General features: G+C 41.3%; 21 protein-coding genes. 8 read left to right on the top strand and 13 right to left on the bottom strand.

Going from position 1 to position 26,409, the window contains the following annotated elements:
* Positions 1 to 33: 33 nt before the first annotated feature.
* Entirely contained in the window at positions 34 to 3,192 is a 3,159-nt protein-coding gene (locus H9Y05_RS12420; protein ID WP_216714476.1) for an efflux RND transporter permease subunit, read from the top strand.
* Between the two features lie 133 nt (positions 3,193 to 3,325).
* Here H9Y05_RS12420 and H9Y05_RS12425 read toward each other — a convergent pair whose 3' ends face one another.
* The 8 genes from H9Y05_RS12425 to tatC all read right to left on the bottom strand — a co-directional run bounded on the left by H9Y05_RS12425 (position 3,326) and on the right by tatC (position 13,724).
* Entirely contained in the window at positions 3,326 to 4,117 is a 792-nt protein-coding gene (locus tag H9Y05_RS12425; RefSeq protein ID WP_163492620.1) for a class I SAM-dependent methyltransferase, read from the bottom strand.
* 50 nt (positions 4,118 to 4,167) lie between these two features.
* On the bottom strand, positions 4,168 to 5,427 hold the full coding sequence (locus H9Y05_RS12430; RefSeq protein ID WP_216714477.1) for a pyruvate dehydrogenase complex dihydrolipoamide acetyltransferase: 1,260 nt from the start codon (positions 5,425 to 5,427) through the stop codon (positions 4,168 to 4,170).
* 33 nt (positions 5,428 to 5,460) lie between these two features.
* Positions 5,461 to 6,513 (bottom strand): pyruvate dehydrogenase (acetyl-transferring) E1 component subunit alpha, encoded by a 1,053-nt coding sequence (pdhA, locus tag H9Y05_RS12435; RefSeq protein ID WP_163492622.1) that lies wholly within the window; start codon positions 6,511 to 6,513, stop codon positions 5,461 to 5,463.
* Positions 6,514 to 6,617: 104 nt separating this feature from the next.
* Positions 6,618 to 8,999 (bottom strand): TonB-dependent receptor, encoded by a 2,382-nt coding sequence (locus H9Y05_RS12440; protein ID WP_216714478.1) that lies wholly within the window; start codon positions 8,997 to 8,999, stop codon positions 6,618 to 6,620.
* A 124-nt stretch (positions 9,000 to 9,123) separates the two neighbouring features.
* Positions 9,124 to 9,609: a hypothetical protein gene (locus tag H9Y05_RS12445; RefSeq protein ID WP_163492624.1), complete on the bottom strand. Its 486-nt coding sequence runs from the start codon at positions 9,607 to 9,609 to the stop codon at positions 9,124 to 9,126.
* Between the two features lie 75 nt (positions 9,610 to 9,684).
* Positions 9,685 to 10,413 (bottom strand): LPS export ABC transporter ATP-binding protein, encoded by a 729-nt coding sequence (lptB, locus tag H9Y05_RS12450; protein ID WP_163492625.1) that lies wholly within the window; start codon positions 10,411 to 10,413, stop codon positions 9,685 to 9,687.
* Positions 10,413 to 12,872: a DUF5686 and carboxypeptidase-like regulatory domain-containing protein gene (locus H9Y05_RS12455; RefSeq protein WP_163492626.1), complete on the bottom strand. Its 2,460-nt coding sequence runs from the start codon at positions 12,870 to 12,872 to the stop codon at positions 10,413 to 10,415. Before H9Y05_RS12455 ends, lptB begins: the two co-directional genes overlap by 1 nt.
* Positions 12,873 to 12,947: 75 nt before the next feature.
* Positions 12,948 to 13,724 carry a twin-arginine translocase subunit TatC gene (gene tatC, locus H9Y05_RS12460; RefSeq protein ID WP_235992198.1) on the bottom strand — a complete coding sequence of 259 codons (777 nt, stop codon included), beginning with the start codon at positions 13,722 to 13,724 and terminating at the stop codon, positions 12,948 to 12,950.
* A 131-nt stretch (positions 13,725 to 13,855) separates the two neighbouring features.
* Between tatC and H9Y05_RS12465 the strand changes: the two genes are divergently transcribed.
* Positions 13,856 to 14,569, top strand: a complete 714-nt coding sequence (locus H9Y05_RS12465; RefSeq protein ID WP_163492691.1) for a pyridoxine 5'-phosphate synthase — start codon at positions 13,856 to 13,858, stop codon at positions 14,567 to 14,569.
* A gap of 54 nt (positions 14,570 to 14,623) precedes the next feature.
* Here the strand turns inward: H9Y05_RS12465 and H9Y05_RS12470 are convergent, their stop codons facing one another.
* The gene (locus H9Y05_RS12470; protein ID WP_216714479.1) at positions 14,624 to 16,408 is read right to left on the bottom strand and encodes a LamG-like jellyroll fold domain-containing protein; all 1,785 of its coding nucleotides are present in this window, start codon (positions 16,406 to 16,408) and stop codon (positions 14,624 to 14,626) included.
* A gap of 235 nt (positions 16,409 to 16,643) precedes the next feature.
* On the opposite strand from H9Y05_RS12470, the gene rpmH reads away from it, so the two are divergent.
* The 4 genes from rpmH (at position 16,644) to H9Y05_RS12490 (ending at position 18,893) form a co-directional block, all read left to right on the top strand.
* Positions 16,644 to 16,802 carry a 50S ribosomal protein L34 gene (rpmH, locus tag H9Y05_RS12475; protein WP_163492629.1) on the top strand — a complete coding sequence of 53 codons (159 nt, stop codon included), beginning with the start codon at positions 16,644 to 16,646 and terminating at the stop codon, positions 16,800 to 16,802.
* A gap of 93 nt (positions 16,803 to 16,895) precedes the next feature.
* Positions 16,896 to 17,378 carry a YdeI/OmpD-associated family protein gene (locus tag H9Y05_RS12480; protein ID WP_216714480.1) on the top strand — a complete coding sequence of 161 codons (483 nt, stop codon included), beginning with the start codon at positions 16,896 to 16,898 and terminating at the stop codon, positions 17,376 to 17,378.
* Positions 17,379 to 17,541: 163 nt separating this feature from the next.
* Complete coding sequence (locus H9Y05_RS12485; protein ID WP_235992199.1) at positions 17,542 to 18,630, top strand: Mrp/NBP35 family ATP-binding protein; 1,089 nt, start codon at positions 17,542 to 17,544, stop codon at positions 18,628 to 18,630.
* Positions 18,627 to 18,893 carry a NifU family protein gene (locus H9Y05_RS12490; RefSeq protein ID WP_205729605.1) on the top strand — a complete coding sequence of 89 codons (267 nt, stop codon included), beginning with the start codon at positions 18,627 to 18,629 and terminating at the stop codon, positions 18,891 to 18,893. The genes H9Y05_RS12485 and H9Y05_RS12490 overlap by 4 nt, the downstream gene beginning before the upstream one ends.
* A gap of 14 nt (positions 18,894 to 18,907) precedes the next feature.
* Here the strand turns inward: H9Y05_RS12490 and H9Y05_RS12495 are convergent, their stop codons facing one another.
* Both H9Y05_RS12495 and H9Y05_RS12500 read right to left on the bottom strand, forming a co-directional pair.
* A complete protein-coding gene (locus tag H9Y05_RS12495) occupies positions 18,908 to 19,282 on the bottom strand; it encodes a DUF779 domain-containing protein (RefSeq protein WP_163492631.1) in 375 nt (124 codons plus the stop codon).
* 78 nt (positions 19,283 to 19,360) lie between these two features.
* Complete coding sequence (locus H9Y05_RS12500; protein ID WP_163492632.1) at positions 19,361 to 20,875, bottom strand: aldehyde dehydrogenase family protein; 1,515 nt, start codon at positions 20,873 to 20,875, stop codon at positions 19,361 to 19,363.
* A gap of 107 nt (positions 20,876 to 20,982) precedes the next feature.
* Between H9Y05_RS12500 and H9Y05_RS12505 the strand changes: the two genes are divergently transcribed.
* Together H9Y05_RS12505 and H9Y05_RS12510 are read left to right on the top strand one after the other, a co-directional pair.
* On the top strand, positions 20,983 to 21,906 hold the full coding sequence (locus tag H9Y05_RS12505; protein ID WP_163492633.1) for an AraC family transcriptional regulator: 924 nt from the start codon (positions 20,983 to 20,985) through the stop codon (positions 21,904 to 21,906).
* Between the two features lie 153 nt (positions 21,907 to 22,059).
* Positions 22,060 to 23,595: a hypothetical protein gene (locus H9Y05_RS12510; protein WP_163492634.1), complete on the top strand. Its 1,536-nt coding sequence runs from the start codon at positions 22,060 to 22,062 to the stop codon at positions 23,593 to 23,595.
* Here the strand turns inward: H9Y05_RS12510 and H9Y05_RS12515 are convergent.
* Complete coding sequence (locus H9Y05_RS12515) at positions 23,581 to 25,059, bottom strand: OmpP1/FadL family transporter (protein ID WP_216714481.1); 1,479 nt, start codon at positions 25,057 to 25,059, stop codon at positions 23,581 to 23,583. The genes H9Y05_RS12510 and H9Y05_RS12515 overlap by 15 nt on opposite strands.
* Positions 25,060 to 25,061: 2 nt before the next feature.
* Complete coding sequence (locus H9Y05_RS12520; protein WP_216714482.1) at positions 25,062 to 26,333, bottom strand: hypothetical protein; 1,272 nt, start codon at positions 26,331 to 26,333, stop codon at positions 25,062 to 25,064.
* Positions 26,334 to 26,409: the final 76 nt, after the last annotated feature.

Genomic DNA, 26,409 nt, shown 5'->3' on the forward strand with positions numbered 1-26,409 from the left:
AGTTGTTCACAAGTAATTTCAAAAAGATATAGTATGAAAATCGCAGATATTTCAATCAAAAGACCATCGTTGGTGATCGTAATCTTTACGGCATTGACTGTCTTCGGATTGATTTCCTATTCGTTATTAAACTATGAGTTACTTCCGAAGTTTACTCCTAGTGTTATCTCTGTTGCGACGGTCTATCCCGGAGCATCTCCTTCCGAAGTCGAGAACACCGTTACCAAAAAGATAGAAGAAGCGGTCGCCTCAATGGAAAAGGTCAAGAAAATTGAGTCCACCTCTTTTGAAAGTTTGTCATTGATAGTCATTACATTGCAGGACAATGCCGATGTCGACTATGCCATGACGGACGCCCAGCGGAAAATCAATTCCATCATGGCCGATTTGCCGGAAACAATCAAAACCCCGTCATTGAACAAATTCTCATTTGACGACTTGCCGATTGTAACCATCGCTGCAACAGCAGATAAATTATCAGATGTAGAATTCTTCGACTTGATCGATAAACGTATTCAGCCACTGTTGTCACGTGTGGACGGTGTGGCGAAAGTAAATATCATCGGTGGGCGTCAGCGTGAATTCCAGGTTAACATTGATGCACAGAAACTGGAGGCCTATAATATTTCATTGTTACAGGTACAACAAGCCGTGTTATCTGCCAATATGGACTTCCCGACAGGGAGCATCAAATCCCAGGATCAGAGTGTCCTGATCCGTTTGGCGGGTAAATACGAAACAATTGATGAGCTGAGAAACCTGGTAATCATCCAGACACAAGATAATGGGCAGGTGCGTTTGAAAGATATCGCAGATGTTCAGGATGCACAAAAAGATGCAGAGAAAATTGCACGTCTGGATCGCAAGGGTGCGATTGCGTTACAGGTTTTGAAACAATCGGATGCCAATGCGGTGAAAGTGAGTAGAAATACACAGGCCATTATCGGACAGGTTGAAAAAGAGTATGAGCAGTACGGGTTGAAATTACAGATTGCAAATGATAGCTCCGTGTATACATTGGAATCAGCGGATGCGGTTGTACACGATTTGATTCTGGCGATCATCCTGGTAGCGGCGATCATGTTGTTATTCCTCCACAGTTTGAGGAATGCGTTGATCGTAATGGTAGCCATTCCGGCTTCCCTGATCGCGACATTCATCGGGATGTTCTTCCTGGGGTTCTCCCTCAACCTGATGTCCTTGCTGGCACTTTCCCTGGTAGTCGGGATTCTCGTCGATGACGCCATTGTTGTCATTGAGAACATTTACCGCCACATGGAGATGGGGAAAAACAGGGTGCGGGCTTCGGTTGACGGAACAAAGGAAATCGGATTTACGGTTATCTCGATCACGTTAGTAATTGTGGTTGTATTCTTACCGATCGGTTTGAGTACGGGGATGGTTGCAAACATCTTGCGTGAGTTCTGTTTGACGGTTGTTATCGCGGTATTGCTCAGTTTGTTTACCTCATTTACGATCGTTCCATGGTTGACTTCCCGTTACGGAAGATTGGAACACATCACAGGGAAAAACATCGGTGGGAAAATCATTTTGAGCTTTGAGCGAGGATTGGCGAATTTTACGAAATGGGTGAGTGGAATTCTTGGATGGTCTTTGCGTCATAAATTCATTACACTGGGAATTGTAACTGTATTGTTGTTCTCTTCATTCGGATTGGTAATCGGAGGATTTATCGGAGCAGAGTTCTTTGCTCAAGGCGACAGAGGTGAATTCCTTGTACAAATCGAATTGCCGAAAGATGCATCGCTGGAGCAAACCAACCAGATGATCATGAAAGCGGAGAATTACCTTGCGAAAAAACCGGAAGTTGTTACGCAGATTACGACTGTAGGTCAGGCCTCTGATGGTATGGCGGGTGTAACTAAAACCATGTACAAAGGAGAAATCACCGTAAAACTGGTGCATAAATCACAACGGGAAGATCCGACGAACATTTATGCAGCGAAGTTGAAAAAAGAGTTGTCCAGAGAATTGGTTGGTGCGAAAGTGAAAACAGCTCCGATCAGTATCCTGGGGATGGCCGATCAGGCACCGTTGGATATGACCGTACTCGGATCTGACATTGATGAAGTATATGCCTACGCGCATAAAGTAATGGATGTATTGAAAGAAATTCCGGGATCATCAGAAGTTCAGTTGTCCGCAGAAGACGGGTCTCCGGAAGTAACCGTAAAAGTAGATCGTGATAAGATGGCTGCTTTAGGGTTGAGTATGCAGATTGTCGGAGGGACCTTGCAAACGGCTTTCAACGGGAACATCGATGGTAAATTCCGAAGAGGAGAATACGAATACGATATCAATATCCGACTGGATGCTTTCAACCGTGAAAGTGTGAATGATGTTGCCAATGTTACCTTCATTAATAACATGGGACAATTGATCCGCTTATCGCAATTTGCCGATATCCAGATTAAGTCAGGACCAAGCCGATTGGAGCGTCGCGATAAAACCGCTTCTGTGAAAATCCAGGCGCAAACAGTTGGTCGTTCTGTAAGTACAGTCGCAACGGAATTGGAAGAAAAATTGAAGACGGTAGAAAAACCATTGGGAGTTGATTATATCTGGGGTGGTGATATGGAAAACCAACAGGACGGATTCGGTTCATTGGGAATAGCCTTGTTGGTATCTGTATTGTTGGTGTACTTTATTATGGTGATGCTGTACGACAGCTTTGTACACCCGTTGGTGGTCATGTTCTCTATCCCGTTGGCAATCATCGGAGCGTTCCTTGCCCTGGCGTTGACCAATAACCTGTTGAGTATATTTACCATTTTGGGATTAATTATGTTGATCGGTCTGGTTGCCAAAAATGCGATTATCCTTGTCGACTTTACAAATCACCTGAAGGCACAAGGACACTCCACACACGACGCATTGATGTTAGCAAACCATGCACGTCTTCGTCCGATCCTGATGACAACGATTGCAATGGTGATTGGTATGATGCCGATTGCGATGGCTTCCGGCTCGGGATCTGAATGGAAAAACGGATTGGCGTGGGTAATTATCGGAGGGTTGATTTCTTCGTTGTTTCTGACATTGGTCGTTGTTCCGGTTGTTTATCAGCTGTTTGATAACATCCTGAATAAATTTGGTTGGAATAAACCTCCTCTTCCGTTTGATGAATTGGTTACAGAACCATATGATCACAAAGAAGTGAAGGAATATTAATAAGTAGTAGTTTTGAGTTTATAAAAAATCCGGCGGAGTCATCTGCCGGATTTTTTACTTTTATATAAGTTCTCCTTTACCACATAGAAACGACAACAAGATCAATTGATGCATTACTTTCACGTTGTAACTTTTACCGGAACAATTCGGTTGATTTCGGAATTCCGTACAAGTAATTAATAGGCATGGGGCCTTTGGTTTTACCGACTTCCCATTCAAATTGATCTGAATTGGTTAGTGATTGAATCAGTTCCCGGCGTTCTTTTTCCGAATAGGTTCTGAAAATAGATGCGATTCCATCCCAGAGAATGTAAAGCGGAATAACGGGAATCAGGTATATGAATGGTAGTACCTGCCAGCGAACGGGACGAATGAACGGAGTAAAGATCAATACATTCAAAATCACAAATAGCATTGAGAAAAAACTTCCGAAATTCCGGGCTACAGGTTCAAAAACAGCAATCGGAGAGTTGGTATCTACTGCCTGTTGAAGAATGTTCTTTGCCTGCACAGGTCTGAAGTGATGAAAAGCACCAAATAGCGTAATAAACTGACCTTGTAAGTGGGAGGGAAGTTCCATCGCATTTACGGATTCTGTTTCGTAGTTGAAAACGGACGGTAACTCTTTTTGGGTACGTTTAAATGCTTCAATGTTGGGGTAGTAATCTGTCAGTGTAATTTTCACCTCCGGTAGTTCCTGATGAATGGCTTTTGCAAGCGGCACGAGACTACTTCCTCCTCCGGATGCACAATCGACCCAGGCATTTTTACTGCTCGCATTCAGTCCTTTTTTGATGATCGGAAGAATTGGTTTGTAGATGTCAAATTTCGTAGCTACAAAACGCAGGTAATCCGTTCCGTAATCCCTCCAACTTTTGGGAAACCACTCCAGGTCTTCCCATTCCAGCATGTGTACTCTTTTCATAGGCGATGTATATAAAAAAAGGAGCCTTACAGCTCCTTTCACAATTTGTTTTACAGTAACATCGTCACCGGATTTTCCAGGTATCCTTTAAATGTTTGCAGGAATGCTGCTCCGGATGCTCCGTCTACTACCCGGTGGTCGCAGGAGAGCGTTACTTTCATTACATTCCCCGGAACAACCTGTCCGTTTTTGACAACAGGAACTTCTTTGATTCCTCCCACTGCCATGATGCAGCTGTCCGGTGGGTTAATGATGGCTGTAAATTCTTCAATACCGAACATTCCCAGGTTGGAAATAGTAAATGTATTTCCTTCCCAGTCGGAAGGTTGTAATTTTTTATCTTTTGCTTTTTTCGCGTACGTTCTTACCTCTTCACCGATTTGTGCAAATCCTTTTGTATCTGCAAAACGAACAACCGGGACCAATAATCCTTCATCCACGGCAACAGCAACTCCGATATGCACGTGCTGATTGCGTCGGATCGTGTCACCCATCCATGCCGAATTCACAGCAGGGTGCTGACGCAGGGAGATGGCAACAGCTTTGATCACCATGTCATTGAAGGATACTTTTACACCTTCTGTCGCGTTCAATGCTTTGCGAGCGGCAATCGCATTGTCCATATCAATATCCAGTGTCAGGTAAAAATGCGGAGCCGTAAATTTACTTTCAGCCAATCGGCGTGCAATCGTCTTACGCATTTGTGATACCGGTTCATCCGTATACGACTCAACTCCGGCAGGAGCTGCCGTAAATGAAGCGCGTGCAGGAGCGTCGTAAGGAACATAATGATCCACATCGCGTTTTACAATGCGGCCACCTTCTCCTGTTCCCTGTACGGTATTGATATCAATTCCTTTCTCAGAAGCTAATTTTTTTGCCAGTGGAGAAGCCACAACTCTTCCATCTGTAGAAGTCGTTTGTGCAACAGCCGGAGTACTTACCGGTTGTGTTTTTGCAGCCGGAGCAGTTTCTTTTACCGGTTCCGGTGAAGGTGCAGTAACAGCTTTCTCTTCTTTGGCAGCAGCCGGAGCAGCAGCACCTCCTGCAAGAATTCCTGAAATATCTTCATCTTTCTCACCAATGATGGCAAGAATTGCATTTACAGGAGCAGCTTGACCTTTCTCAACACCAATGTGTAACAATACACCGTCGTAGAATGATTCAAACTCCATCGTTGCTTTATCTGTTTCAATTTCCGCAAGTACTTCTCCGGAAGAAACAGCGTCTCCCACTTTTTTTGTCCATTCAGCGACCACTCCTTCCGTCATGGTGTCGCTCAATTTCGGCATGTAAACTACTTCAGCCATAGTATCTTAAAATCTTTAGTATTGTATTCTTAATTAATATTCAACGATGTACGGGTAGTTCGGCTCCTGGTAGATGTCTTCGTACAATTCTTTTCCTTCAGGATATGGAGAATTTTCTGCAAATTCAACAGATTCTTCCACTTCTTTCTTTACCCAATCTTCTACTTCCTTGATTTCTTTATCCGTCATCCATTTGTTTTCTTTGATGACTTCCAGGCAGTGTACAATCGGATCCTGATCCATCCATTCCTCTACCTCTTGTTTGGTTCGGTATTTCTGAGGATCTGACATTGAGTGTCCTTTGTAGCGGTATGTGCGGATATCCAACAGGGTAGGGCCGTCACCTCTTCTTGCTCTGTCGGCAGCTTCTTCGATTGCTTCATGAACTGCCTCAGGAGACATTCCGTTTACAATGCGGGAAGGCATTTCGTAGGAAAGACCGATTTTGGAAAGATCCGTTACGTTGGTTGTACGTTCTACCGAAGTTCCCATCGCATAATTGTTATTTTCAATGATGAAAACAACCGGAAGTTTCCACATCATTGCCATGTTGAATGTTTCGTGCAATGCTCCCTGGCGAACGGCTCCGTCTCCCATGGATACGAACGCAACATTTCCTGTTTCATTGTATTTTTCAGCGAAAGCAACACCTGCACCCATTGCAATTTGAGCGCCAACGATTCCGTGTCCTCCCATGAAGTTAACCTTTTTGTCAAAAAAGTGCATGGAACCACCTTTTCCCTTTGAACAACCGGTCGTACGTCCGTACAATTCCGCCATCAATACTCTCGGATCTGTTCCCAACGCAATCGGGTGTGCGTGATCTCTGTATGCAGTCATGTGTTTATCTCCAGGTTTACACGCACTTGCCGTCCCTGCGACAATTGCTTCCTGACCGATGTACAAATGGCAAAATCCACCGAATTTTTGCTGAATGTATAACTGACCTGTTTTTTCTTCGAACTTACGAATCAACAACATATCTTTCCACCACTTGATATATGTCTCTTTTGAGAATTTAGAAGTGCTGTCAACCTTGCTCTTTTTTGTTGCTGCTGTTGGTTTTTTGGAAGTTTTTACTGCCATGAATTATCCTTTTTTAATACAAGAAGCAAATATATATAAAAATTTAAGATATCGTAGTTTGCAAAAGTAAAGATTGAATCCGGAATCCCGGGAATCAGGCACTATTATTCTCCGCCACATTCGTCCAGCAGATTGAAATCGGCTTTTCCGGATTCTCTTCGCTGCTGATTAAACCGGTAAGTGAAAACGAGTGTAATGGTTCTCGGTCGCCAAAGGGTATTACTTTCCGAATACAATTCAGGTGTATCTGTTATCATTCTCCACCGGCGTGTATTGAATAAATCGCGGATATTTAACCCGATTGTCGCTTTTCCGTTCAGGAGGTCCCGTGAAAATCCCAGGTCAAAATGATAGATGGCCAGCATTTTTCCCTGCGGACGAACACTGGGAGCTGTATAATTGAATGCAAGTTGTGATTTGAACAATTTCGGAAACGATAAATTGATCGAGGTACGGTTGGTCCATGTGAAGTTTTTTCTTCTGAAATCGGTAGCGTTGAAATTGCCCGAAATAATTTCTTCGTAAAAGTTGAACCCTGAATTTAACCGGAACCAGTTGGCAGGAGTGTACGTGAAATTTAATTCGACGCCATACGCATCTTTTAAGGCAATATTGAGTGGTGTGATATAAATAATACCATCATCGCCAAGTGAGGAAATGCGTTCTATTTTATTCGTCGTATTGCGATAATACACCGATCCGAGTATGGAGCCGGAACCCCAGTTTTGAAGAATACCCGCTTCCAGTGAATTGGTGTATTCAGGATTCAGGTATGCATTCCCGACTCTGCGCTCACGGTTGTCTCCGAATTTTGTGTAAGGCATTAAATCCCATTGTCCCGGTCTGCTGATTCTCCGGCTGTAACTCAGTTGAAATGTTTGTCGTTCGGAATGTTTAAATGAAACGGCTGCGCTTGGAAACAGGTCTAAGTAATTTTTATCAATGCTGTTATTGGTAGAAACCTGTCGTGTACTGATGTCGGAATATTCAGCCCGTAAACCAGCCTGTACCGAGAATTTTTTCCAGGTATTGGAGGCCATCGCATAGGCTGCATATACACGCTCGTTGTAGCTGTAACGGTCATTGTACAGTGGGGGATAATTCCAATTGTTACCAGTCAATTCCCCGAAACGGAAATTATTTTCCATATCCCGGATTTGCATTCGTACTCCTGTTTCAAATTTCCCTTCTTGCAGGAACGGAAGGATAAAATCTGACTGGGCGAGGAAATTATTTTCCAGCATGGTCACCTGGGAATGTTCAATCCGTTCTCCCTGGAAAGCAGAAGAGTTTTCCGAATAATCCGAACGTTCGATGTCCTGATCCCGAAACCACTTCAGGTCAGTGGACCATTCGGCTTTATTGTTGAATTTTTTTGTATAGGAAAGGTTCGTTTCCAGTAAGTCTTCTAATTCCGCTTGTCCTTCGAACCGGTCATTGTATCCTGTCAGGTTATCATTCAGGTCCATGTTTTCATAATAACGGTCGTATGAATTGTTTCCCAACCCCGAACGAACGGTAAAGGATGTGGAAAGCGTATTTTTTTCATTGATATAGTAATCCAGTCCAAGTGAACCGTGATTGCTCAATTTTCTTCTTCTGTGCTCGTAATGTTGCCGGTACACAAATGCGGTATCTGCATTGTTAAGTCGCTGATAGGTTTCACTGTATCCGGGAATACTGTTTTTATTAATGGAATACGTTGCAAATACATTGAGTTTATCCCTTCGGTAATTGATCCGGAAATCTCCGCCTATTTCAGGAAAATATCCTCCCCGGATGCTCGCGGAGCCGTTGAGCCCCTTTGTTTGATTTTTTTTCAGTACAATATTGATAATCCCTCCTTCTCCCTGTGCATCATAGCGGGAAGAAGCATTGGTAATGACTTCTATTTTTTCAATATTCGCAGCTTGTAATTGTTTCAGTGCATCTGCACTGGATGCAAAACCGGACATTTTTCCATCGATCAGGATGCGTACATTGGAATTTCCCCGCAGGCTGACATTTCCTTCAGCATCGACTGTAATGGAAGGGATGTTCTCCAGCACATCAACAGCATTGGAGCCTTGGTTGTTCAAATCAGAACCGACATTGAAGACGCGCTTGTCAAGGTGGTATTCCATTGCGGCTTTTTGCCCTATAATTTCCACCGATTCCAGTTCTGCGATTGTCTGCATGGTAATTGTTCCCAGCTTTATTTCCCCGCTTTGTTGATGAAGCAGAATTGTATCGTTGGTCAGACCGGCATATTTTAAAACGAGATAGAACTCCCCCGAAGGAAGCACAAGATTGAATTTTCCTTCTTCATCTGAAAAATCTCCTTTTACGATTTTATCTTCGGATGCGCTGTATCCTTGAATCGCTACGTAGGATAGTGGTTGTTTTTCCGAATCAACGATGGTTCCGGAGATGGATAATTCCGATTGTGCAAAAAGAGAAAACGAGCAGGAGATTAAAACAAGGGAAATAACAAGACGAATCAGCATTTATATAACAAGTTCTTCCACTAACCAGAGGCAATGAAAATGAACTGCGAATTTAACAATTTATCGGGCAATAAAAAAGGGTGCGTGGGCACCCTTGCTATATCTGAATGATTTTATACCGTATTTAATCGACAGTTTGAATATCCACATCGTAGGTAACCGTGTAAGAATCAGGAACTGCCCGGATAGCGACGAAATTTTCGATGTAACGTTGTTCTTCGCATTTACCGCAATCTTTCACTTTGATGGTGTACTTAATAATTCCGTTTTCATCATCAATCAATACGTTTCTGTCAAATTGAGCGAAACAATTGACGGTCATCGGGTAACATAAAATATTGTATTCCGTGTAGTCGACCGCTGTTTTTGTAATTCCTTTATCCTTACTGATTTTAAAATTATCTGCATAGTTGCTGTTCCCATTAATCAGGTATTCATCCGGGCTCATGCTGGCTGTTATATAGCCGGATTCAGAAAATACGGATACAGCGGTTTTAATTTCACCGGAAGTGGCATCTTCCCCCAGATCACATTTTTTCTTGCAGGAAACAGAAGTGGCTACTAAAATAACAGAGAAGACAATAAGCACGCGATTTACAACTCTTTTCATGAACGTCGGGTTTTGATGGATACTCGTTTTATTATAGATGTCAAATATATATTTTTTAATTGATACATGGCTCAATTATTTCTTTCGAAGCACAAATTTTTGACCCAGGTATACCTTTCGAACCTGTTCATCAGCAGCCAGTTCTTCTGCAGTGCCTGACTTCAAGATGGCTCCTTCAAACAGTAGGTAAGCACGGTCGGTGATGGAAAGTGTTTCCTGCACGTTGTGGTCCGTAATCAGGATTCCGATGTTTTTTTCACGGAGCTCGGAGACAATACTCTGGATGTCTTCCACAGCAATCGGGTCAACTCCGGCAAATGGTTCATCAAGCAACAGAAACTTCGGGTTCGTGGCAAGTGCACGCGCAATTTCCGTTCTTCGTTTTTCTCCTCCTGACAGGCGGTTTCCGAGGTTTTTTCGCACGTGTTGCAGACTGAATTCATTGAGTAGCTGCTCCAGTCGGGCTTCGCGTTCCTGTTTATTGAGATCTGTCATTTCCAGGATTGCCATAATGTTGTCTTCAACACTCAGTTTCCGAAACACCGAAATTTCCTGGGGCAGGTAGCCAATCCCTAATTGGGAGCGTTTATACATTGGCATTTTGGTAATGTCGATCTCATCCAGAAAGACTTCGCCTGAATCCGGTTTTACCAATCCTACGATCATATAAAATGATGTTGTTTTTCCGGCACCGTTTGGTCCGAGTAATCCAACAATTTCGCCCTGATTCACTTCAACAGAAACTCCTTTTACAACATTTCTGCCTTTGTATGTTTTCTTTATTTCTTTTGTGTGTAATTTCATTACAAGAATATTTCCCAACGTGCTCTGAATCCAAATGGTGATACTCCCGGAATTTGGTGAGTGACACGATAAAAGACATCAAAGCGAAGTAACTTAAATATATTTTCCAACCCCAAAGATACTTCGATATACGGCGTATTTCCAAATTGTTTGGTAAATGGTGGTAAGATCATCTCTTTTTCATGTCGCGAATCAATCATACCCCATGTTGCACGTGCGCTGGAAACAAATCGCCATTTTAGTTTTTTGATTCCGGGAATGTAGTCCAGGAAAAGTCCTCCCCAGTGATTTTCGATATAGGCATCAGCATATTTATCGGAAATAAACTCGAAGAAATTGAGCATGTTGAATGTTGTCTTGTACAAAAAGTAAGATTGGTTTCCTTCATGGACTTTCAGAAAAGGGTATGCTGCTGAACCGTTGATGTATCCCACGCTTGCACCATACCGGATGTACCCGAGCACTCCGGCTGTCACCCTGTGATCAAGCGCCAGTTCGTATTTTTGGTACTGGTAATCACTTCCCAATGCCCCTTTGATTCCTAAGATTGTCTGAAAGGAAATGATCGGAAACCTGGATTTAATGGAAACGCGGTCAAACGCTCCACCGACAAATTCTTCGTCTTTTGCCCATCTGAAGCGAAAAGTAACTTCACTGGTCCGAATGCTGTTGATGGTATCATAGAAGCCTGTGTTTTCATTCATCCGCAAATAATTGGCCAGTCCCAGCGGGGTATATTCTTTCCACTCGAAAGCAGTGAACAAAACAATGTCTTTGTGCACGTCTTTTTCAAAGTTTATTCCGGCTTTTTCTACAAATGTAAGTTTGTCCAATGGTCCGGTGCGAAAAAGTGTTCCGAATGTAGAACCGACTTGGGAAGCTTTGGTAGACGCCCCGATTTGTTCAATATCATAATTGTAAAAGGCACTCAACATTCCCCGTTTCTGGGGAGACACATTATAACGGACACTCCCCCCGTATTTAAAGCGTTCGTCACCGAATCCATAATAGACTTTACCACCTATTTCAAGCCTTCGGGAGAACTTATTGGACGTTCTTATAGCCACTCCGAAACGGAATTTCTCTACCTGGTTGTAGCTGAACATGTTGTAAATCATTCCGAAGTCAAAATAACCGTAGGGATAATACCCGGTGGTCAGCATGTAGGTAACTCCCTGTAATCGCTTGAAGAATGGAATGGTTTTCAGGGAATCGATCATTTCTCCGATCCCGGTTTGCTGGAAGGAAAGTGGCACGTGTCTGTGTGCTGTCCAGTAAGTCTCATCTCTTTGATGAGCACTGTCGGCTATTTCTACCGTGTTGTTGCTTTTATAAAATGCATCCGGGTGTGCTTGATTGATCACAAAATTTTTCCTGGATGAATACTTTCTGGCATAAATACCATACAAACTGGTTTTTTTTGTGAGTTTAAAATCCGCCAAAATGGTTTCGTTGACCATCATCCACACTTCTTTTTCAACCATGGAGAAATTTTGTTCAAAGTACAAGTCCTGCAGGTAATTGATATTTGCCCAGGGAGCAATTGTTCCTTTGATCGATTTGATGGCATACGTTGTATCGTGGACCCACATTTCTCCTTCGAAAGTCATATCGCCTTGTCGTTTAGGTTTGAAGGTCATCTTGTAACACCACAGGTTGTCAATGAAAGAAGAATCGACAATCAGAAATTGGTAGTAATTCCGCGCAAAGTTTGATATGGGGCTAATGAAGCTGCGGTTGACAATATTGATGTTGTTGTCATAAATATTGATGTCCATGTACATTTCACCCAGGAATTGATCCAGTTGAATGTTATCAATCCCGACCACACGTGTTGCTTTTAAGACTTCTTTTTTGCGTTTGGGATTGTTCGTGTAATAGAAATCAGATAATCCTTCCGTAAAAATCACGGGCAGGTAATTTTTACCGTTTTCCGTAGAGTCCAGGTAGTCCAGGATCAAGTCCATCCGTTTGACAATTCCTTTTTCTTTAAACTTGTCCCCGATGTTATTGAGATCAAACTGAATTTTATTGTAAAGCTCGTATTCATAAGCCGACAATTTTTCCCGGTCATTGATCGGTTTGTTGTTGATGATTTTTTTGTGCAGGGTAACGGAAGGTAGTTCATCAGGTGGCAGGACGGTCAATTCTTCTATTTCTGAAACAGTCATTGATAATTCTACGTCAATGGTCTGTTCTTTATCTCGCTTAACAGAAAAACGCTGTGTGATGTAGCCGGTTAATGTGAAACGAAGCGAGTCTGTGGCGTAATAGGTTTCAATACTGTAAAAACCGACAGAATCCGTTAAGACACCTATTTTCGAATCTTTAAACTGAACTTTTACAAACGGAAGCGGTTCTTCTGTTACGGCATCTTTCACCACACCGCTTACTTTGGTTTGTTGCGCAAGGAGTGTTAAAGGAGTTAAGACCAATATAAGCAGTACAATCTTCAGCATCTTCTCATTTGAAGAAGTAAAAGTAGAAAAATACAGTTAATAACAACTTGTTACCACTGATTAAATCATTCATACTTAATTGTTGATATTTTCTTTGTTGCGTTTTTTCTCTACTCTCGCGGCTGTGAGAATTCCGATTTCATACAACAATGCAATAGGAATGGAGACAATCACCTGGCTGATCAGATCGGGGGGAGTGATGATGGCTGCCAGGATTAAAACACCTACAAGCGCGTGTTTGCGGTACTTTCGAAGGAAATCAGCGGTAATAATTCCTAATCTTGCCAGAAGGTAAGAAGCAATCGGTAGTAAAAAGAACAATCCCGTATAGAAAATAGTTGATAAAATCATCCCCATGTATGAGTCAACCGTAAAAATGTTTTGAATCTGGGTACTGATTTTATAATTTCCGAAAAACTGGATTGTCATTGGCGTTACAACAAAATATCCGAATAAAATTCCGAGAAGAAAAAGCAGGGAGACATAAAAAACCAGACCTCCCATTGCAGAACGTTCCGTACCTTTTAATGCAGGGCGGATAAAAGCCCATAACTGGTAAAATATAAACGGAGAAGCGACAACGATTCCTCCCAGTATGCTCATCCACAAAGCGTATGAAAATTGCCCGGAAACATTCATACTTTGCATTTCAACCGGTGTCGGAGGTGTGCATACATCAAACCAATGACAGAGTAATTTGAACGAGATAAAATTATTGTCCAGCATGATCAGGAAAATATTGTCCATAATCCACTCTTGGTAAACGAACAGAACAATCGCACAGGTAACAATTGCGATAGCACTTTTTACTAATCTCCACCGCAATTCTTCGAGGTGCTGAAGGAAGGACATATTTTTTTCATCACTCATGACGGTCGCAAAAGTACGGAAAGAGAATGGAATATTGAGAAGAAAGATTGTTTTTTTATCATTGGTAATGGTTAACTTTGCACTATCAAAACAACACGATTACTTTTTTATCGATGACGAAATTAAGTGTAAATATCAATAAGATTGCAACGATCCGGAACGCGAGGGGAGGAGATGTGCCGAATGTGGTTCGGGTTGCAATCGATTGTGAACGATTTGGAGCAGAGGGAATTACTGTTCATCCTCGTCCTGACGAACGTCACATCACAACGCAGGACGTATATGATCTGAAGAAAGTGGTTCAGACGGAATTCAATATTGAAGGATACCCGGATACACGTTACATGAAGCTAATTGAAGACGTTCGGCCTGAACAAGCGACACTGGTGCCTGATCCTCCCGGGGTGTTAACTTCCAATGCGGGATGGGAGACAAAGAAGCAATTGGAGCTGTTGAGTGATCTGGCACAACAACTCAAACAACTAAACATTCGAAGTTCCGTTTTTGTGGATACAAATCTTGAAAACATTGAATTTGCCGCAAAAGCAGGGTTTGATCGCATTGAATTATATACCGGACCTTATGCTGAGCAGTACGCTGAAAATCCTGACAGAGCAGTCGATTTATACGTAAAAGCCGCTGTATTTGCAAAAGAAGTAGGATTGGGGGTGAATGCAGGACATGATTTAAGCCTGGAGAATCTGAAGTTTTTGAAATCAAAAATCCCGTTTATGGATGAAGTTTCGATCGGGCACGCGCTTATTTCAGATGCGTTGTACCTGGGATTGGAAAATACCATTCAACGGTATAAGTTTTTATTAAAATAAAAAAACAGGAGTAAGTCGCTCCTGTTTTTTTATGGATAATCTCTTGGAATAATATTAGTGGGCTACAATTATTTTGCGAATGTCAATATTGTTTTCACCCGATAGTATCTTTATTATATAGGTCCCATTTATCCACTTCTTTGTATCAATTTTGTTTTCCGTTGATTCGTGGTAATTTTTGTAGATTATATTTCCCGGTAAATCATAAATAATTACCTCATACTGCTTACCACTCTCGAGTGTAAAGTAGATGAAATCAGTAGCAGGATTCGGAAAAACAGCCATATTATTATTTGTTTTAGTTTGCTGTTTATGCAGTGGTGTTGTAATGCTTTCATGTCGTTTGCAATTTTCTGCTACAAAATTCGATGTGTTGGAAAGGAGTTGAAAATTAACCAACGTTCCATCTCGGGAAGGAGAGATGATATTTGTTAGAGAAGTAATGAGGGTGTTATTTCCTCCCGGAATCCCCTGATTACAATTGAAATAATTAATCAATCCGATTTCGTTCCCCGTCAGCTCATTTCCCATGTTATTATAGATCTCTGTAGTGGTTCTTGTGGTATTCCAAATCCTGATTTCATCCATGCTTCCCGTTAGGAAGTCAGATGTAGTATTGTCGTCATATTCTTGCCCGAGACTGTATCTGTCAGTGCTTACCAGTGTAACTGTTTTTGTCATTGTACCCTGGAGAATACCGTCTATATAAAGTGAATGTGTCCCGGAATTATAGGTGTATGCAACATGGTGGCAATTGCCGTCCAGTACGTTTACTCCACCGATAATTAATAAGGATCCTCCGAACGGAGCGTTCACAACTACCGAATTTCCGGCCCCTTCTCCTGTTCCGGCCAGCCGGATCAATAATTTGTTGATATCTGTTCCTCCCGGAGCGGCGTTGATACTAAAAAACATTCCATACGGACTTTTTTGAAGATTTTTTAAATCGATCAAAAAATCGACAGAATATTGATTTAATCCTGACATGGAAGAAGCGATCGCATTGATATTTACATAGTCGTTTATTCCGTCAAAATTCAACCAGTTTGATTGAGAGATTATTTTTCTGCATCCTTCTATTCTTCTGAAATTAGAAGTATTCGAGAGGAGTTGAAAATTGACTAATGTGCCATTTCGGGAAGGAGAGATTGTATTTGTCAAAGAAGTAATGAGTGTATTATTTCCTGCCGAGATTCCCTGATTGCAGTTAAAATAGTTAATTAATCCTGTCTCGTTTCCTACCAGTTGACTAAATCTGTTATCATTGATTTCCGTAGCAGTTCTTACGGTGTTCCAAATCCTGATTTCATCCATACTTCCCGTTAGAAAATCTGAGGTAACATTATTGTCGTATTCCTGACCGAGACTGTATCGGTCTGTGTTTACCAGTGTAAGTGTTTTTGTGATTGTGCCTTGTAACGCACCATCTATATAGAGTGAATGCGTCCCCGAGTTATAGGTGTATGCTACATGATGACAATTGCTATCCAATACATTCACTCCTCCTATTAATAATAGAGACCCTCCGAACGGAGCATTCACAACAACCGAATTCCCTGTGCCTTCTCCTGGTCCGGCCAGCCGGATCAATAATTTGTTATCATCGGAGCTTCCCAATGCGCCATTAATGCTGAAGAACATTCCATATTGTCTGACCTGAGGTTCTTTTACATTAAACAAAAATTCAACGGAAAAGCGTGTTAATCCCGTCATTGACGGTGCGATGGAATTAATGTCGACATAGTCATTCACCCCGTCAAAATTTAAAAAATTGTCCGATGCATGTGAATTTGAAGTGTGCAGTATACTTGCACAGAGTAGTAAGAAAATTGTTTTCATAGCGTTATTTATATTATAAATTTCATTGAAAATAAACAATTATAACGAAGCATTACATTTATTTAAAAAACATTTTTGATAAATGAGGCGTTTGAGTGATAAATTCAGCTATATTTGAAACACTTTTTTAATTTTATTTGTAAAAGGTATTGTCGAATCAAAAAAAGATATATCTTTGCAACCCGAATTTATCGGAATGAATTTTTGAGAAAAAACGCAATTAAGAGTATAGATCATGAAAAGAACGTTTCAACCGTCAGTAAGAAAAAGAAGAAATAAGCACGGATTCAGAAGCCGCATGGCTACTAAAAACGGTCGCCGTGTGTTGGCTGCGCGTCGTCGCAAAGGAAGAAAGAAATTAACAGTTTCTGATGAACCGATGCACAAACGTTAATTGAAACTTCTTATCAGTTAAGATATCTAAGACCGGCTTTTTTAGTCGGTCTTTTTTGTTTGAATCATTTTTTAATAAAATAACCGTTCAATAATGAATTCTTTTGAAGCGCAACTTGAGATTATCGGTATCAATCCTTTTGTTTTTATTCCGGAGGAAACTTTGCTGCAACTTTTTCAGCAATCAGCTAAAACAAAGGGACCAATACGTGTAAAAGGAACGGTTAATGGAAAGGAATACAGACAAACGTTAGTCAGATACAAAGGAGAGTGGCGGCTTTATATCAATCTGCAGATGCTTGCAAATTCTCCCAGGCGCATTGGTGAAAAACTAACATTAACGATTGCTTTTGATCTGGAAGAACGAATAGTTAACATGCATCCGAAATTTTTACGGGCATTGGCTGAAAATCCGGCTGCAAAACAAGCATTTGAAGCGTTAATTCCTTCCCGTAGATTCGAAATAATACGTTACATAGCGCAGTTAAAAACGGAGGGAAGTGTGGACCGAAATGTACAAAAAGCAATTCTTCATTTAGAAGGGAAAGGTCGGTTTGCCGGAAGAGATGGTGTCTGATTTCAAAACGAATTAAAAAATGCCATATCGCTATATCGTGATATGGCGATATGGCAGAATCAGCATTCAACAAGGAACTTCTTTTTGGTATAAGCACACAAATGGAGTTTTTTCGGATTTAATCTGGTTACTTTTTACTAACTTTACACAAGTTTTTTTAGTTATGGATTTGTCGAGAGAGTATGTACTGGAGGTATTGGGTAAAATAATGGACCCTGACCTGAAAAAAGATATCGTTTCACTTAATTTTGTTGAAGAGTTAAAAATTGATGAACAATCAATTACTGTAACTGTTTACAGTTCCAATCCAGCTTTACATGCGCGTAAACGCTTACAGGAGGCAGTTGAATTTAACCTGAAAAGAGAATTTGAAGGCATCGTAATTAATTGTACTGTTCAGGCATTACCCGCAGAAGCAAAGGAAGCACACCGGAAATTTCTTCCGGAAGTTAAAAATATCGTGGCAATTGCGTCTGGAAAAGGTGGAGTAGGAAAGTCTACAGTGACAGCCAATTTAGCAGGAGGACTTGCAAAAGCCGGGTACAGGGTAGGAATTGTCGATGCAGATATTTACGGTCCGTCCATGCCGACAATGTTTGACGTAGTCAATGATCGTCCGACGATGATTGATGTGGAAGGGAAACCGAAAATCAGCCCCGTTGTGGCATACGGAATTAAAATTTTATCCATTGGATTTTTTACCGATCAGGACAATGCGGTTGTTTGGAGAGGACCGATGGCAGCAAAAGCATTGACTCAAATGTTTACTGATGCTGAATGGGGAAAGCTGGATTATTTATTGATTGATTTACCTCCGGGAACAGGAGATATTCACTTGTCACTTGTACAAACGGTTCCGTTGGATGGAGCAGTTATTGTTTCCACTCCCCAGGAAGTTGCACTAGCTGATGCGCGTAAGGGAATTAATATGTTTAAGCTGGATACAATCAATGTTCCGGTCATCGGAGTTGTGGAAAACATGGCGTGGTTTACACCTGCTGAATTGCCTGATAATAAATATTTTATCTTTGGTCGCGACGGTGCAAAGAACCTGGCACAGGGAATGGGAGTACCGTTGTTGGGACAAATTCCATTGGTACAAAGTGTGCGGGAAGCAGGTGATGTAGGAAAGCCTGCTGTGTTCCAGGATAATACTCCTACGAGCACTGCATTTGAAGAATTAGTTCGTATATTTGTGCAAGAGGTTGAAGTGGCGAAAGCGCAAAAATCTCTAAAAAAACAACACGTATGATTTTAAATAAAGAAGAATTAGCGGTAAAGATTAACGAAGCGTTGGAACAATTACGCCCTTACCTGAATGAAGATGGTGGAGATATGGAACTTGTCGGAATTACCGATGAAGGTGTTGCACAGGTTAAATTACTCGGTGCGTGTAGCGGGTGTTCGATGTCTGCGATGACACTAAAGGCGGGATTGGAAGCACAAGTAAAAAAAGTTGTTCCTGAGATCGTTGCGGTGGAAGCAATAAATATGGAAGAGTTTATTCAGGAGTAATTTGCTATAATTTATTAATCCATTAATTTAACAGGAGATAAATCCATTAATTCATTTTCCGTAAAAAGCCGGTAGTGAATTTTAAATGTTTTCCCCAGCGGTGTTTCCAATGAGAAGCCACCCGGACCGAACCCATCGAGTACGTCCAGTGTAAAATGGCTGAATTTCCAATATTCAAACAGATCGCGGTCAATCCAGAATTCAGCCCCCTCAATTGTTCCGATCATTACATCATTCATCCGCGGAAAGAATCCTCCTTTTTCAAAACATTGTGGTTGTGTGCCTTCACAACATCCTCCAGCCTGATAAAACATCAACTCTCCATGAACGGATTTTAATTCCCGTATGAGTGCGATCGCTTGTTCTGTTGCATCTAATCGATTTGTCATGTTTGATTGAATAAAAGAAACGAAAGCAATCCGTTAACAGATTGCCTTCGCCCTGTTTGTTTAACTACTCTCTTCTTTTTAGAAGAAACCTAACTTTTGTTTGCTGTAAGAGATAAGCATGTTTTTCGTTTGACGGTAATGACCCAACATCATTTTGTGATTTTCGCGTCCGATTCCGGATTGCTTATACCCTCCGAAAGGAGCCCCCGCAGGATATGCGTGGTATTGATTTACCCAAACCCTTCCTGCTTTGATTGCTCTCGGAACCTGGTATAATTCATGTGCATCGCGTGTCCATACTCCTGCACCCAACCCGTATAATGTATCGTTTGCAATTGCAATGGCCTCTTCTGTCGTTTTGAACGTCGTAACGGCTACAACAGGACCGAAAATCTCTTCCTGGAAGATACGCATTTTGTTGTGTCCCTTGAAGATGGTCGGTTGGATGTAATACCCGTTCTCAAGTTCTCCTCCCAGGTGATTGACTTCTCCTCCCGTTAACAATTCCGCACCCTCTTCTTTTCCCAGCTGTAAATAAGACTTGATTTTTTCTTGTTGGATTTTTGAAGCCTGAGCTCCCATCATGACCGTTGGATCAAGCGGGTTACCTACTTTGATCGCTTTGGTGCGTTCAATCACTTTTGCAAGAAATGTATCGGCAATTGATTCATGAACCAGAATTCGTGAAGGACAGGTACAGATTTCTCCCTGATTCAATGCAAACAGTACAGCTCCTTCAATTGCTTTGTCCAGGTAATCATCATCGTGATCCATTACAGAAGGGAAGAAGATGTTCGGTGATTTTCCTCCCAATTCCAATGTGACAGGAATAATGTTCTCCGTTGCGTACTGCATTACCAGCCGTCCGGTTGCCGTTGATCCGGTGAAGGCCGCTTTCGCTACTTTGGGATTGGTAACCAACGCTCTTCCCAATTCAGCTCCGAAACCGTTTACAATGTTGATGACGCCTGCAGGAATAAGATCTTCGATTAATTCCATCAATACCATAATAGATGTAGGGGTGCTTTCCGCAGGTTTCAGGACAACAGTGTTTCCGGCAGCCAGGGCAGGAGCCAACTTCCAAACAGCCATCAGGATCGGAAAATTCCATGGAATGATTTGCGCAACGACTCCGATGGGTTCATGCACAATCAGAGAAACAGTGTTTTCATCCAATTCCGTATGTGATCCTTCTTCTGCGCGGATGACACCTGCAAAATAGCGAAAGTGGTCAATGGCTAACGGTAAATCAGCATTGAGTGTTTCCCGAACCGCTTTCCCGTTGTCAATTGTTTCTACGGCAGCCAGGTACTCGAGGTTTGCTTCCAACCGGTCGGCAATTTTGTTCAGGATAATACTTCGTTCTGTTGCGGAAGTTTTACTCCACGTTTCAAATGCCTTTTCAGCAGCATTTACAGCCAATTCAAGGTCCCCTTTGGAAGAATGTGCCACTTTTGTAAATACGTTCCCGTCAATGGGGGAGATGTTGTCAAAATACGTTCCGTTTACAGGTTGTGTCCATTTACCGTTGATGTAATTATCATAGACAGGTTTAAAGGATGGACGAGCAATTAAATTTTCATGTGAACTCATAATTTTTCGCTTTTAAATTTACTGACTGCAAATTATTTATTATCTTGGAAGGGAAATAGAAACATCTTATCAATAAATGTCACTATAGTATCAATGTGTGTGGAGGTATGAATAGATTGGTCAGTCGGATATACGATAATTCAAAACTGGAAACGCTGGTAGAGAATAAGCAAACCTTTGGTACAAATGAGGTGGAGTTACACTTGTACGAAACACAGACCAAGGCGTTTGATTTCGATTTGAAGTTTGACGATGTTTCGCTGATAACCATGATTGAAGGAAAAAAGATTATGCATTTCGGTGAAGATCATTCCTTTGATTTCTTTCCGGAAGAGTCCCTTATTTTGGAAAAGGGAGAACGAATGCACATTGATTTTCCCGAAGCGCAGCAAGACAATCCCACACGTTGTATGGCACTGATCTTATCTCCGGATGAGATTAATGAAACACTGCTGTTGTTGAATGAGAAAACTCCCCGGATTGATAAATCGGAATGGAAACTGGAAGGATCTGTTCAAAAGTTTGAAAATGACTCGTTTTTACAATCAAATCTTGAGCGATTGATTGCCTTAGCCTCTTCGAACCCGGAATACAAAAGTACATTAAGTAAATTGGCAACCAGAGAGTTGATTGTTTGCCTTTTGCAAACCAAGGCGCGAAATATCCTGTTGAGCAATACGGATCAGGTCCCTTCCAATAACCAGTTGGCGGGAGTTGTCAGCTACATCCGCAATAACCTTACAAAGGTATTTACAATTGAAGAGCTGGCAGGAAAAGCATTTATGAGTAAAGCATCTTTTTTCCGTCATTTTAAACAAGAATTGGGAATTACTCCTTACGAGTTTATTATCTCTGAAAAGATGAAGTACGCAAAGAAATTGCTGACGAAAGGAAACTATTCCATTACAGATGTCTCTTCCATGTTGTCGTTTGGTTCTACCAGTTATTTTGTTCGTCATTTTCGCAGTTTTACAGGAATGACACCATTGAAATATAAACAACAATTTATTTCCGGGAAGGGAAGGTCTTAATCTGCTGTCTTTCCGGTAGCTTTTCAAGTTTGCCGTTAATTTCGTCAATTCTCAATTTGGGAATCCAAGGATAAATTTTATCTTTGTTAGAGGTTTTTGATGCAATTCATTGAAAACCAAAAGGAATAAGTTTGATTCAATCCTGCTCAACTAATGAAACCGTCAATAGAATTATACAAGTTGATCAAATCGCTGACCAAGTCGGAAAAGCGTTTTTTCAAACTGTCATCTGCACTCCAGTCAGGGGATAAGAACTATGTTAAGATTTTTGATTTCATCGATGCTCAGAAAGAATACGATGAGGAAGCGTTGAAAGAAGCGTTCAGGAATGAGACCTTCATCCGGCACCTTTCCTCTGAGAAAAATCACTTGTACAAACTTATTTTAAAAAGTCTACGCTCTTATTACAGTGAAGAGTCATCAAGCAGCATTTTAAAACAGGAAATCAAAAACATTGAGATTCTATACAACAAAGCCTTGTACCGGGAATGTGAAAAATTTATTGTGCGGGCGAAGAAAATTGCTCAGGATACGGAAAAATTTTATTATTGGAATGAAATTATTTCCTGGGAAAAAAAATTAAAAGAGGAAGGAGTACAGGAAGGAATCGATGATGAAGGTTTGGCTACCCTGATCAAGGAAGAAGAAGAAGTGATTGATAAGCTTCGAAACCTGGCGGAATACCAGGTAATTTATTCCAAGATCAATCATATTTTCAGATCCGGAGGATTTATCCGAAGTGAAAAAGAAGAACAGGAAGTTGCGGAAATTGCAAATTATCACTTGATAAAAGGAAAAAATACAGCGATTTCAACACGTGCATCTTCCATGTGTTATTACATCAAAGGATTGTGTGCTGCTACAAACAGAAATTTTAGTGACAGTTACTTGTTTTTTAACAAGACACGGGAAATTCTGGATAAGAATCCCATTGTCAAAACAGACTTGAGTACCAGGTATGTTCAGACAATTACCCATCTTTTGCGCTGCTACATCGATGGAAAGCAATTCGATCAGGCGAAACAATTGATTCATGAGCTGAGAGGTTTAAGTGGTACCAAAGGATTTAATACCATCAATACTGAAATCCGGATTTTATCCAATGCCTATTTAATGGAATTGCTGCTTTTACAGCGACAGGGAAAATTCCAGGAGTCTGTGGAGCTGATTCCTAAAATTGATGATTTTATTGCCGAATATGAAGAAGTACTGAGTAAAGAACAGTGTATTTTGTTTATTTACTATAAATCAGTCAGCTACTTTGCCATCGGCGAATATAAGAAAACACTTACATTTATCAATGAAGTGCTAAATGACAATGAGCAAAATATCCGACAGGATATCTATAGCTTCGCGCGTATTTTTAACCTGGTGCTTCATTTTGAATTGGGGAACTATGATTTTACAGAATATGTGATTAAATCAGTCAATCGTTATTTATCCAAGCACGGAAGAGATTATGCGACAGAAACACTATTGATCCGTAATATCCGGAAACTGTCAAAAAATATTCTTCCGGAAGAACAGCAGCAGATTTTCAGAAATTTACAGGAAGAATTATCAGAAGCATTTAAAGATCACCACGAACAGGTCATTTTGGAGTATTTCAACCTGACTGCCTGGGTAGAATCAAAATTAAACAAACGTTCATACACAGAAGAAGTTGTCCGGTTGTTAAAAACGGATTGATGCACTTATAATAACCGAGTTATTGGATAAACGGGTGTTGGCAACATTGCTTCCAAGGAATGAATAGTACGTTCGCTGCATGTTTCTGTTCACATAAGCCACATCAATACTGAATCTGCCAATTTTATATCCCAATCCGCCACTGTATGAAATGTCCGGTTTAGGGTCTATATTTTCAGATTTTTTGTAAGCGTTGCCATAGAGTGCAAAGCCTGCCCGCAGGAAAAATTTCTGCTGAATGTTAAATTCTGCACCCAATCTGTAATTCAATGCATTCGTCAGTCGCGCTTTTGCATCGGCATTTTCAATATCGAAATCATACGGTTCGTATGTCACATCAGTTGTCGATCTCAACCTTCCCATGTTGTATCCGGTATACTCAACATCTCCGCTGATTACTGCATTCATGCCGATTACATAGGAAGCAGATACAACAGCCCGCAAAGGAGTAATCATTCTGTATTTGTATTGAGCTTCGGGGACGAGTTGTTCCGGAACAGAATAATTTCCTTCTTTGAATCGCCCTGTCATCGTAGCAGTCCACTTATCTTCCATCCCGATATAGGTTGGAGTGTGGAAGGAAGCACCGATTCGGAAACCGTCTGTAATCAAATAAATGGCTCCCAATTTCAGATTGACTCCTGTACCTTTTGTTCGCAATGTATACTCATAATCGAAGCCGTTAAAGTCAGGGTCGGTAACTGTTAAGTCTTCCGAATGGACGTATGATTCTGTATAATTATAGGTTCGTATGTTCAGTGCGAAACCATAATACAGCCTGTTCATTCTGTTTCGGGAATAAGAAAGAAAAAATTCGTTGATTCCTCCCCGTGTTGCAATTTCCCGTTTCATTTTCATGTCGCCTGCATTAAGATATGAGGTGTATGAATTACTGATCGAATCATAATCAATGGTATATGATTCATAGGCCAACGAAGTAGAGAAAGGGAAGAATTGACTGAGTTCTTCCGGGTAATAACCATTTGCCTGCCCGATAAAATTATCGAGAAGGGAAGGGAATTGCACACCTTCAATGACTGTTCGTTGGTTGTAATGTGCTACTCTGTTCATCCCGAATGCAAACTGCGAATACATATCTCCTTTGTTACGGGAAGACAAGTCTTTTGTTAATACGACTCCAAACGAGGGAACCGAAAAACTTGTTTTAACGGTTTTAGTATCCGTCCCCATAAAGGATGCGTTGGTACTGTTAATCGTTGGGCTTAGAGACAATGAAAATTGAGAAGATGAAAATCGTCCGAGTCCTGCCGGGTTAACCTGAACGGAACTAATGTCAGCACCCAAAGCCCCGAATGCTCCTCCCATTGCTTCAAATCGTGCAGAACCACCGTGGTAATGCTTTGAAAATCGAAATAAATCGGCATCATTTTGCGCAAATGATGCCGACACAGTTATAACACACATCAATGTAATTGATGCAACTTTCTTAATATTTTTCCTCATGTTTATCTTCTTCCCGGGCTTGAACTTGATCCTGAACTTCCGCTTCGACTGCTTCCGCCACCGCCTCCTGAAGAACCGATTCCGGAAGATCCTCTGCTTGGAGAGCTGATCGATGTTCCCTGACTTGGAGAGGATGACCGCTCGAAACCTCCTGAGTTATTGCTTCTTTCTATGGAACCTGAACCCTGTGTTCTGGTATTGATTCCGGAGGATGAATTCGTTCTGGACGGGTAGTTTTGATAATTCGCATTCGATCGTCCTGAAGGAGTTGATGTTGCTCTCTGGTAATCTGTAACTGTTCGGGAAGGAGAAGCAGTATTTATCGTTCTCTGAGGGCTGCTGGTTACAGGAGATGTAACTCTGGAATTGCTATTGCCGGCTGTATTTGTTCTGGAAACAGAAGTGCCACTATGTTGTCGCGAAACAACTTCCCGACCGCTTACTTCTTTTGTTACAGTAGATGCTCTTCCTACGCTCACCGGTGCACCTTTCCCCGTATTTACAGGTACTGACGCACGTCCGGATTTTACTGTGTGAGAAGAGGCAGTTCTTCCTGTCGGATTGTAGTATCCGCTGGATGTTCCTCTCGGCCCTCTGATTACATTGCTGGTTGTCCCGGAATTAGTGTGATTTCCTCCCCAACCGTTCATATTACCTCCATAACCGTAACCTCCGTATCCATATCCGTAATAACCATACGGGTTATACGGATTGTACCCATAATATCCACCATAAGGTGAATATCCCATTCCAAAACCGACAAACATACCCGTTCCATAATGGGTCATCCATGGGTCAGATATAATGTATGGGGCATGATGATACGGGTACATATAACTGGCCGGATATCCCCAATACCCTCCATACGGATGGTACCCGCCGAAGGAATAGTAAGGATTGGTATAGTTATAGAATCGGGCATAATTTGTTCCCCTCCAATACAGGTTTGTTCCATATATATTATTAGGAGAATAGTTACTGTACAATGCCCATTCACTATATGAACAGCCACATCCATCATACCATCTCCATTGATTCAAACAGTTCTGGCGGTTGACGAGTGCCATTTCATCAGCATATGTCATGCGGTCGTTTGCATTTCCCGTTTTTCTACTCTTGAAAGATGCATAGGATGTTTCATCGGAAGTTGACTCACCGATAGGTAATTCACTAGGTCTTACAGAATAGACATCATCATTTACAAATGACTCCGTTGTTGCACATGCTGTGAGTAATAAACCGGTGACTGCAATGGATGGGATTAAGAACTTCATGACCTGTTAATTTTATTTCCTTAAAGATAACGTGAATTTTGTAACTTTGCAAACTTGGAGCAAAAAACGAGCCATT

The organism is Taishania pollutisoli (assembly GCF_014518315.1).
GTDB classification, from domain to species: domain Bacteria; phylum Bacteroidota; class Bacteroidia; order Flavobacteriales_D; family Crocinitomicaceae; genus Taishania; species Taishania pollutisoli.

Excerpts from the sequence above, each read along its gene's own strand:
- H9Y05_RS12420 (WP_216714476.1), top strand. The coding sequence starts at position 34 with ATGAAAATCGCAGATATTTCAATCAAAAGACCATCGTTGGTGATCGTA.
- H9Y05_RS12425 (WP_163492620.1), bottom strand. The coding sequence starts at position 4,117 with ATGAAAAGAGTACACATGCTGGAATGGGAAGACCTGGAGTGGTTTCCC.
- H9Y05_RS12430 (WP_216714477.1), bottom strand. The coding sequence starts at position 5,427 with ATGGCTGAAGTAGTTTACATGCCGAAATTGAGCGACACCATGACGGAA.
- pdhA (WP_163492622.1), bottom strand. The coding sequence starts at position 6,513 with ATGGCAGTAAAAACTTCCAAAAAACCAACAGCAGCAACAAAAAAGAGC.
- H9Y05_RS12440 (WP_216714478.1), bottom strand. The coding sequence starts at position 8,999 with ATGCTGATTCGTCTTGTTATTTCCCTTGTTTTAATCTCCTGCTCGTTT.
- H9Y05_RS12445 (WP_163492624.1), bottom strand. The coding sequence starts at position 9,609 with ATGAAAAGAGTTGTAAATCGCGTGCTTATTGTCTTCTCTGTTATTTTA.
- lptB (WP_163492625.1), bottom strand. The coding sequence starts at position 10,413 with ATGAAATTACACACAAAAGAAATAAAGAAAACATACAAAGGCAGAAAT.
- H9Y05_RS12455 (WP_163492626.1), bottom strand. The coding sequence starts at position 12,872 with ATGCTGAAGATTGTACTGCTTATATTGGTCTTAACTCCTTTAACACTC.
- tatC (WP_235992198.1), bottom strand. The coding sequence starts at position 13,724 with ATGTCCTTCCTTCAGCACCTCGAAGAATTGCGGTGGAGATTAGTAAAA.
- H9Y05_RS12465 (WP_163492691.1), top strand. The coding sequence starts at position 13,856 with ATGACGAAATTAAGTGTAAATATCAATAAGATTGCAACGATCCGGAAC.
- H9Y05_RS12470 (WP_216714479.1), bottom strand. The coding sequence starts at position 16,408 with ATGAAAACAATTTTCTTACTACTCTGTGCAAGTATACTGCACACTTCA.
- rpmH (WP_163492629.1), top strand. The coding sequence starts at position 16,644 with ATGAAAAGAACGTTTCAACCGTCAGTAAGAAAAAGAAGAAATAAGCAC.
- H9Y05_RS12480 (WP_216714480.1), top strand. The coding sequence starts at position 16,896 with ATGAATTCTTTTGAAGCGCAACTTGAGATTATCGGTATCAATCCTTTT.
- H9Y05_RS12485 (WP_235992199.1), top strand. The coding sequence starts at position 17,542 with ATGGATTTGTCGAGAGAGTATGTACTGGAGGTATTGGGTAAAATAATG.
- H9Y05_RS12490 (WP_205729605.1), top strand. The coding sequence starts at position 18,627 with ATGATTTTAAATAAAGAAGAATTAGCGGTAAAGATTAACGAAGCGTTG.
- H9Y05_RS12495 (WP_163492631.1), bottom strand. The coding sequence starts at position 19,282 with ATGACAAATCGATTAGATGCAACAGAACAAGCGATCGCACTCATACGG.
- H9Y05_RS12500 (WP_163492632.1), bottom strand. The coding sequence starts at position 20,875 with ATGAGTTCACATGAAAATTTAATTGCTCGTCCATCCTTTAAACCTGTC.
- H9Y05_RS12505 (WP_163492633.1), top strand. The coding sequence starts at position 20,983 with ATGAATAGATTGGTCAGTCGGATATACGATAATTCAAAACTGGAAACG.
- H9Y05_RS12510 (WP_163492634.1), top strand. The coding sequence starts at position 22,060 with ATGAAACCGTCAATAGAATTATACAAGTTGATCAAATCGCTGACCAAG.
- H9Y05_RS12515 (WP_216714481.1), bottom strand. The coding sequence starts at position 25,059 with ATGAGGAAAAATATTAAGAAAGTTGCATCAATTACATTGATGTGTGTT.
- H9Y05_RS12520 (WP_216714482.1), bottom strand. The coding sequence starts at position 26,333 with ATGAAGTTCTTAATCCCATCCATTGCAGTCACCGGTTTATTACTCACA.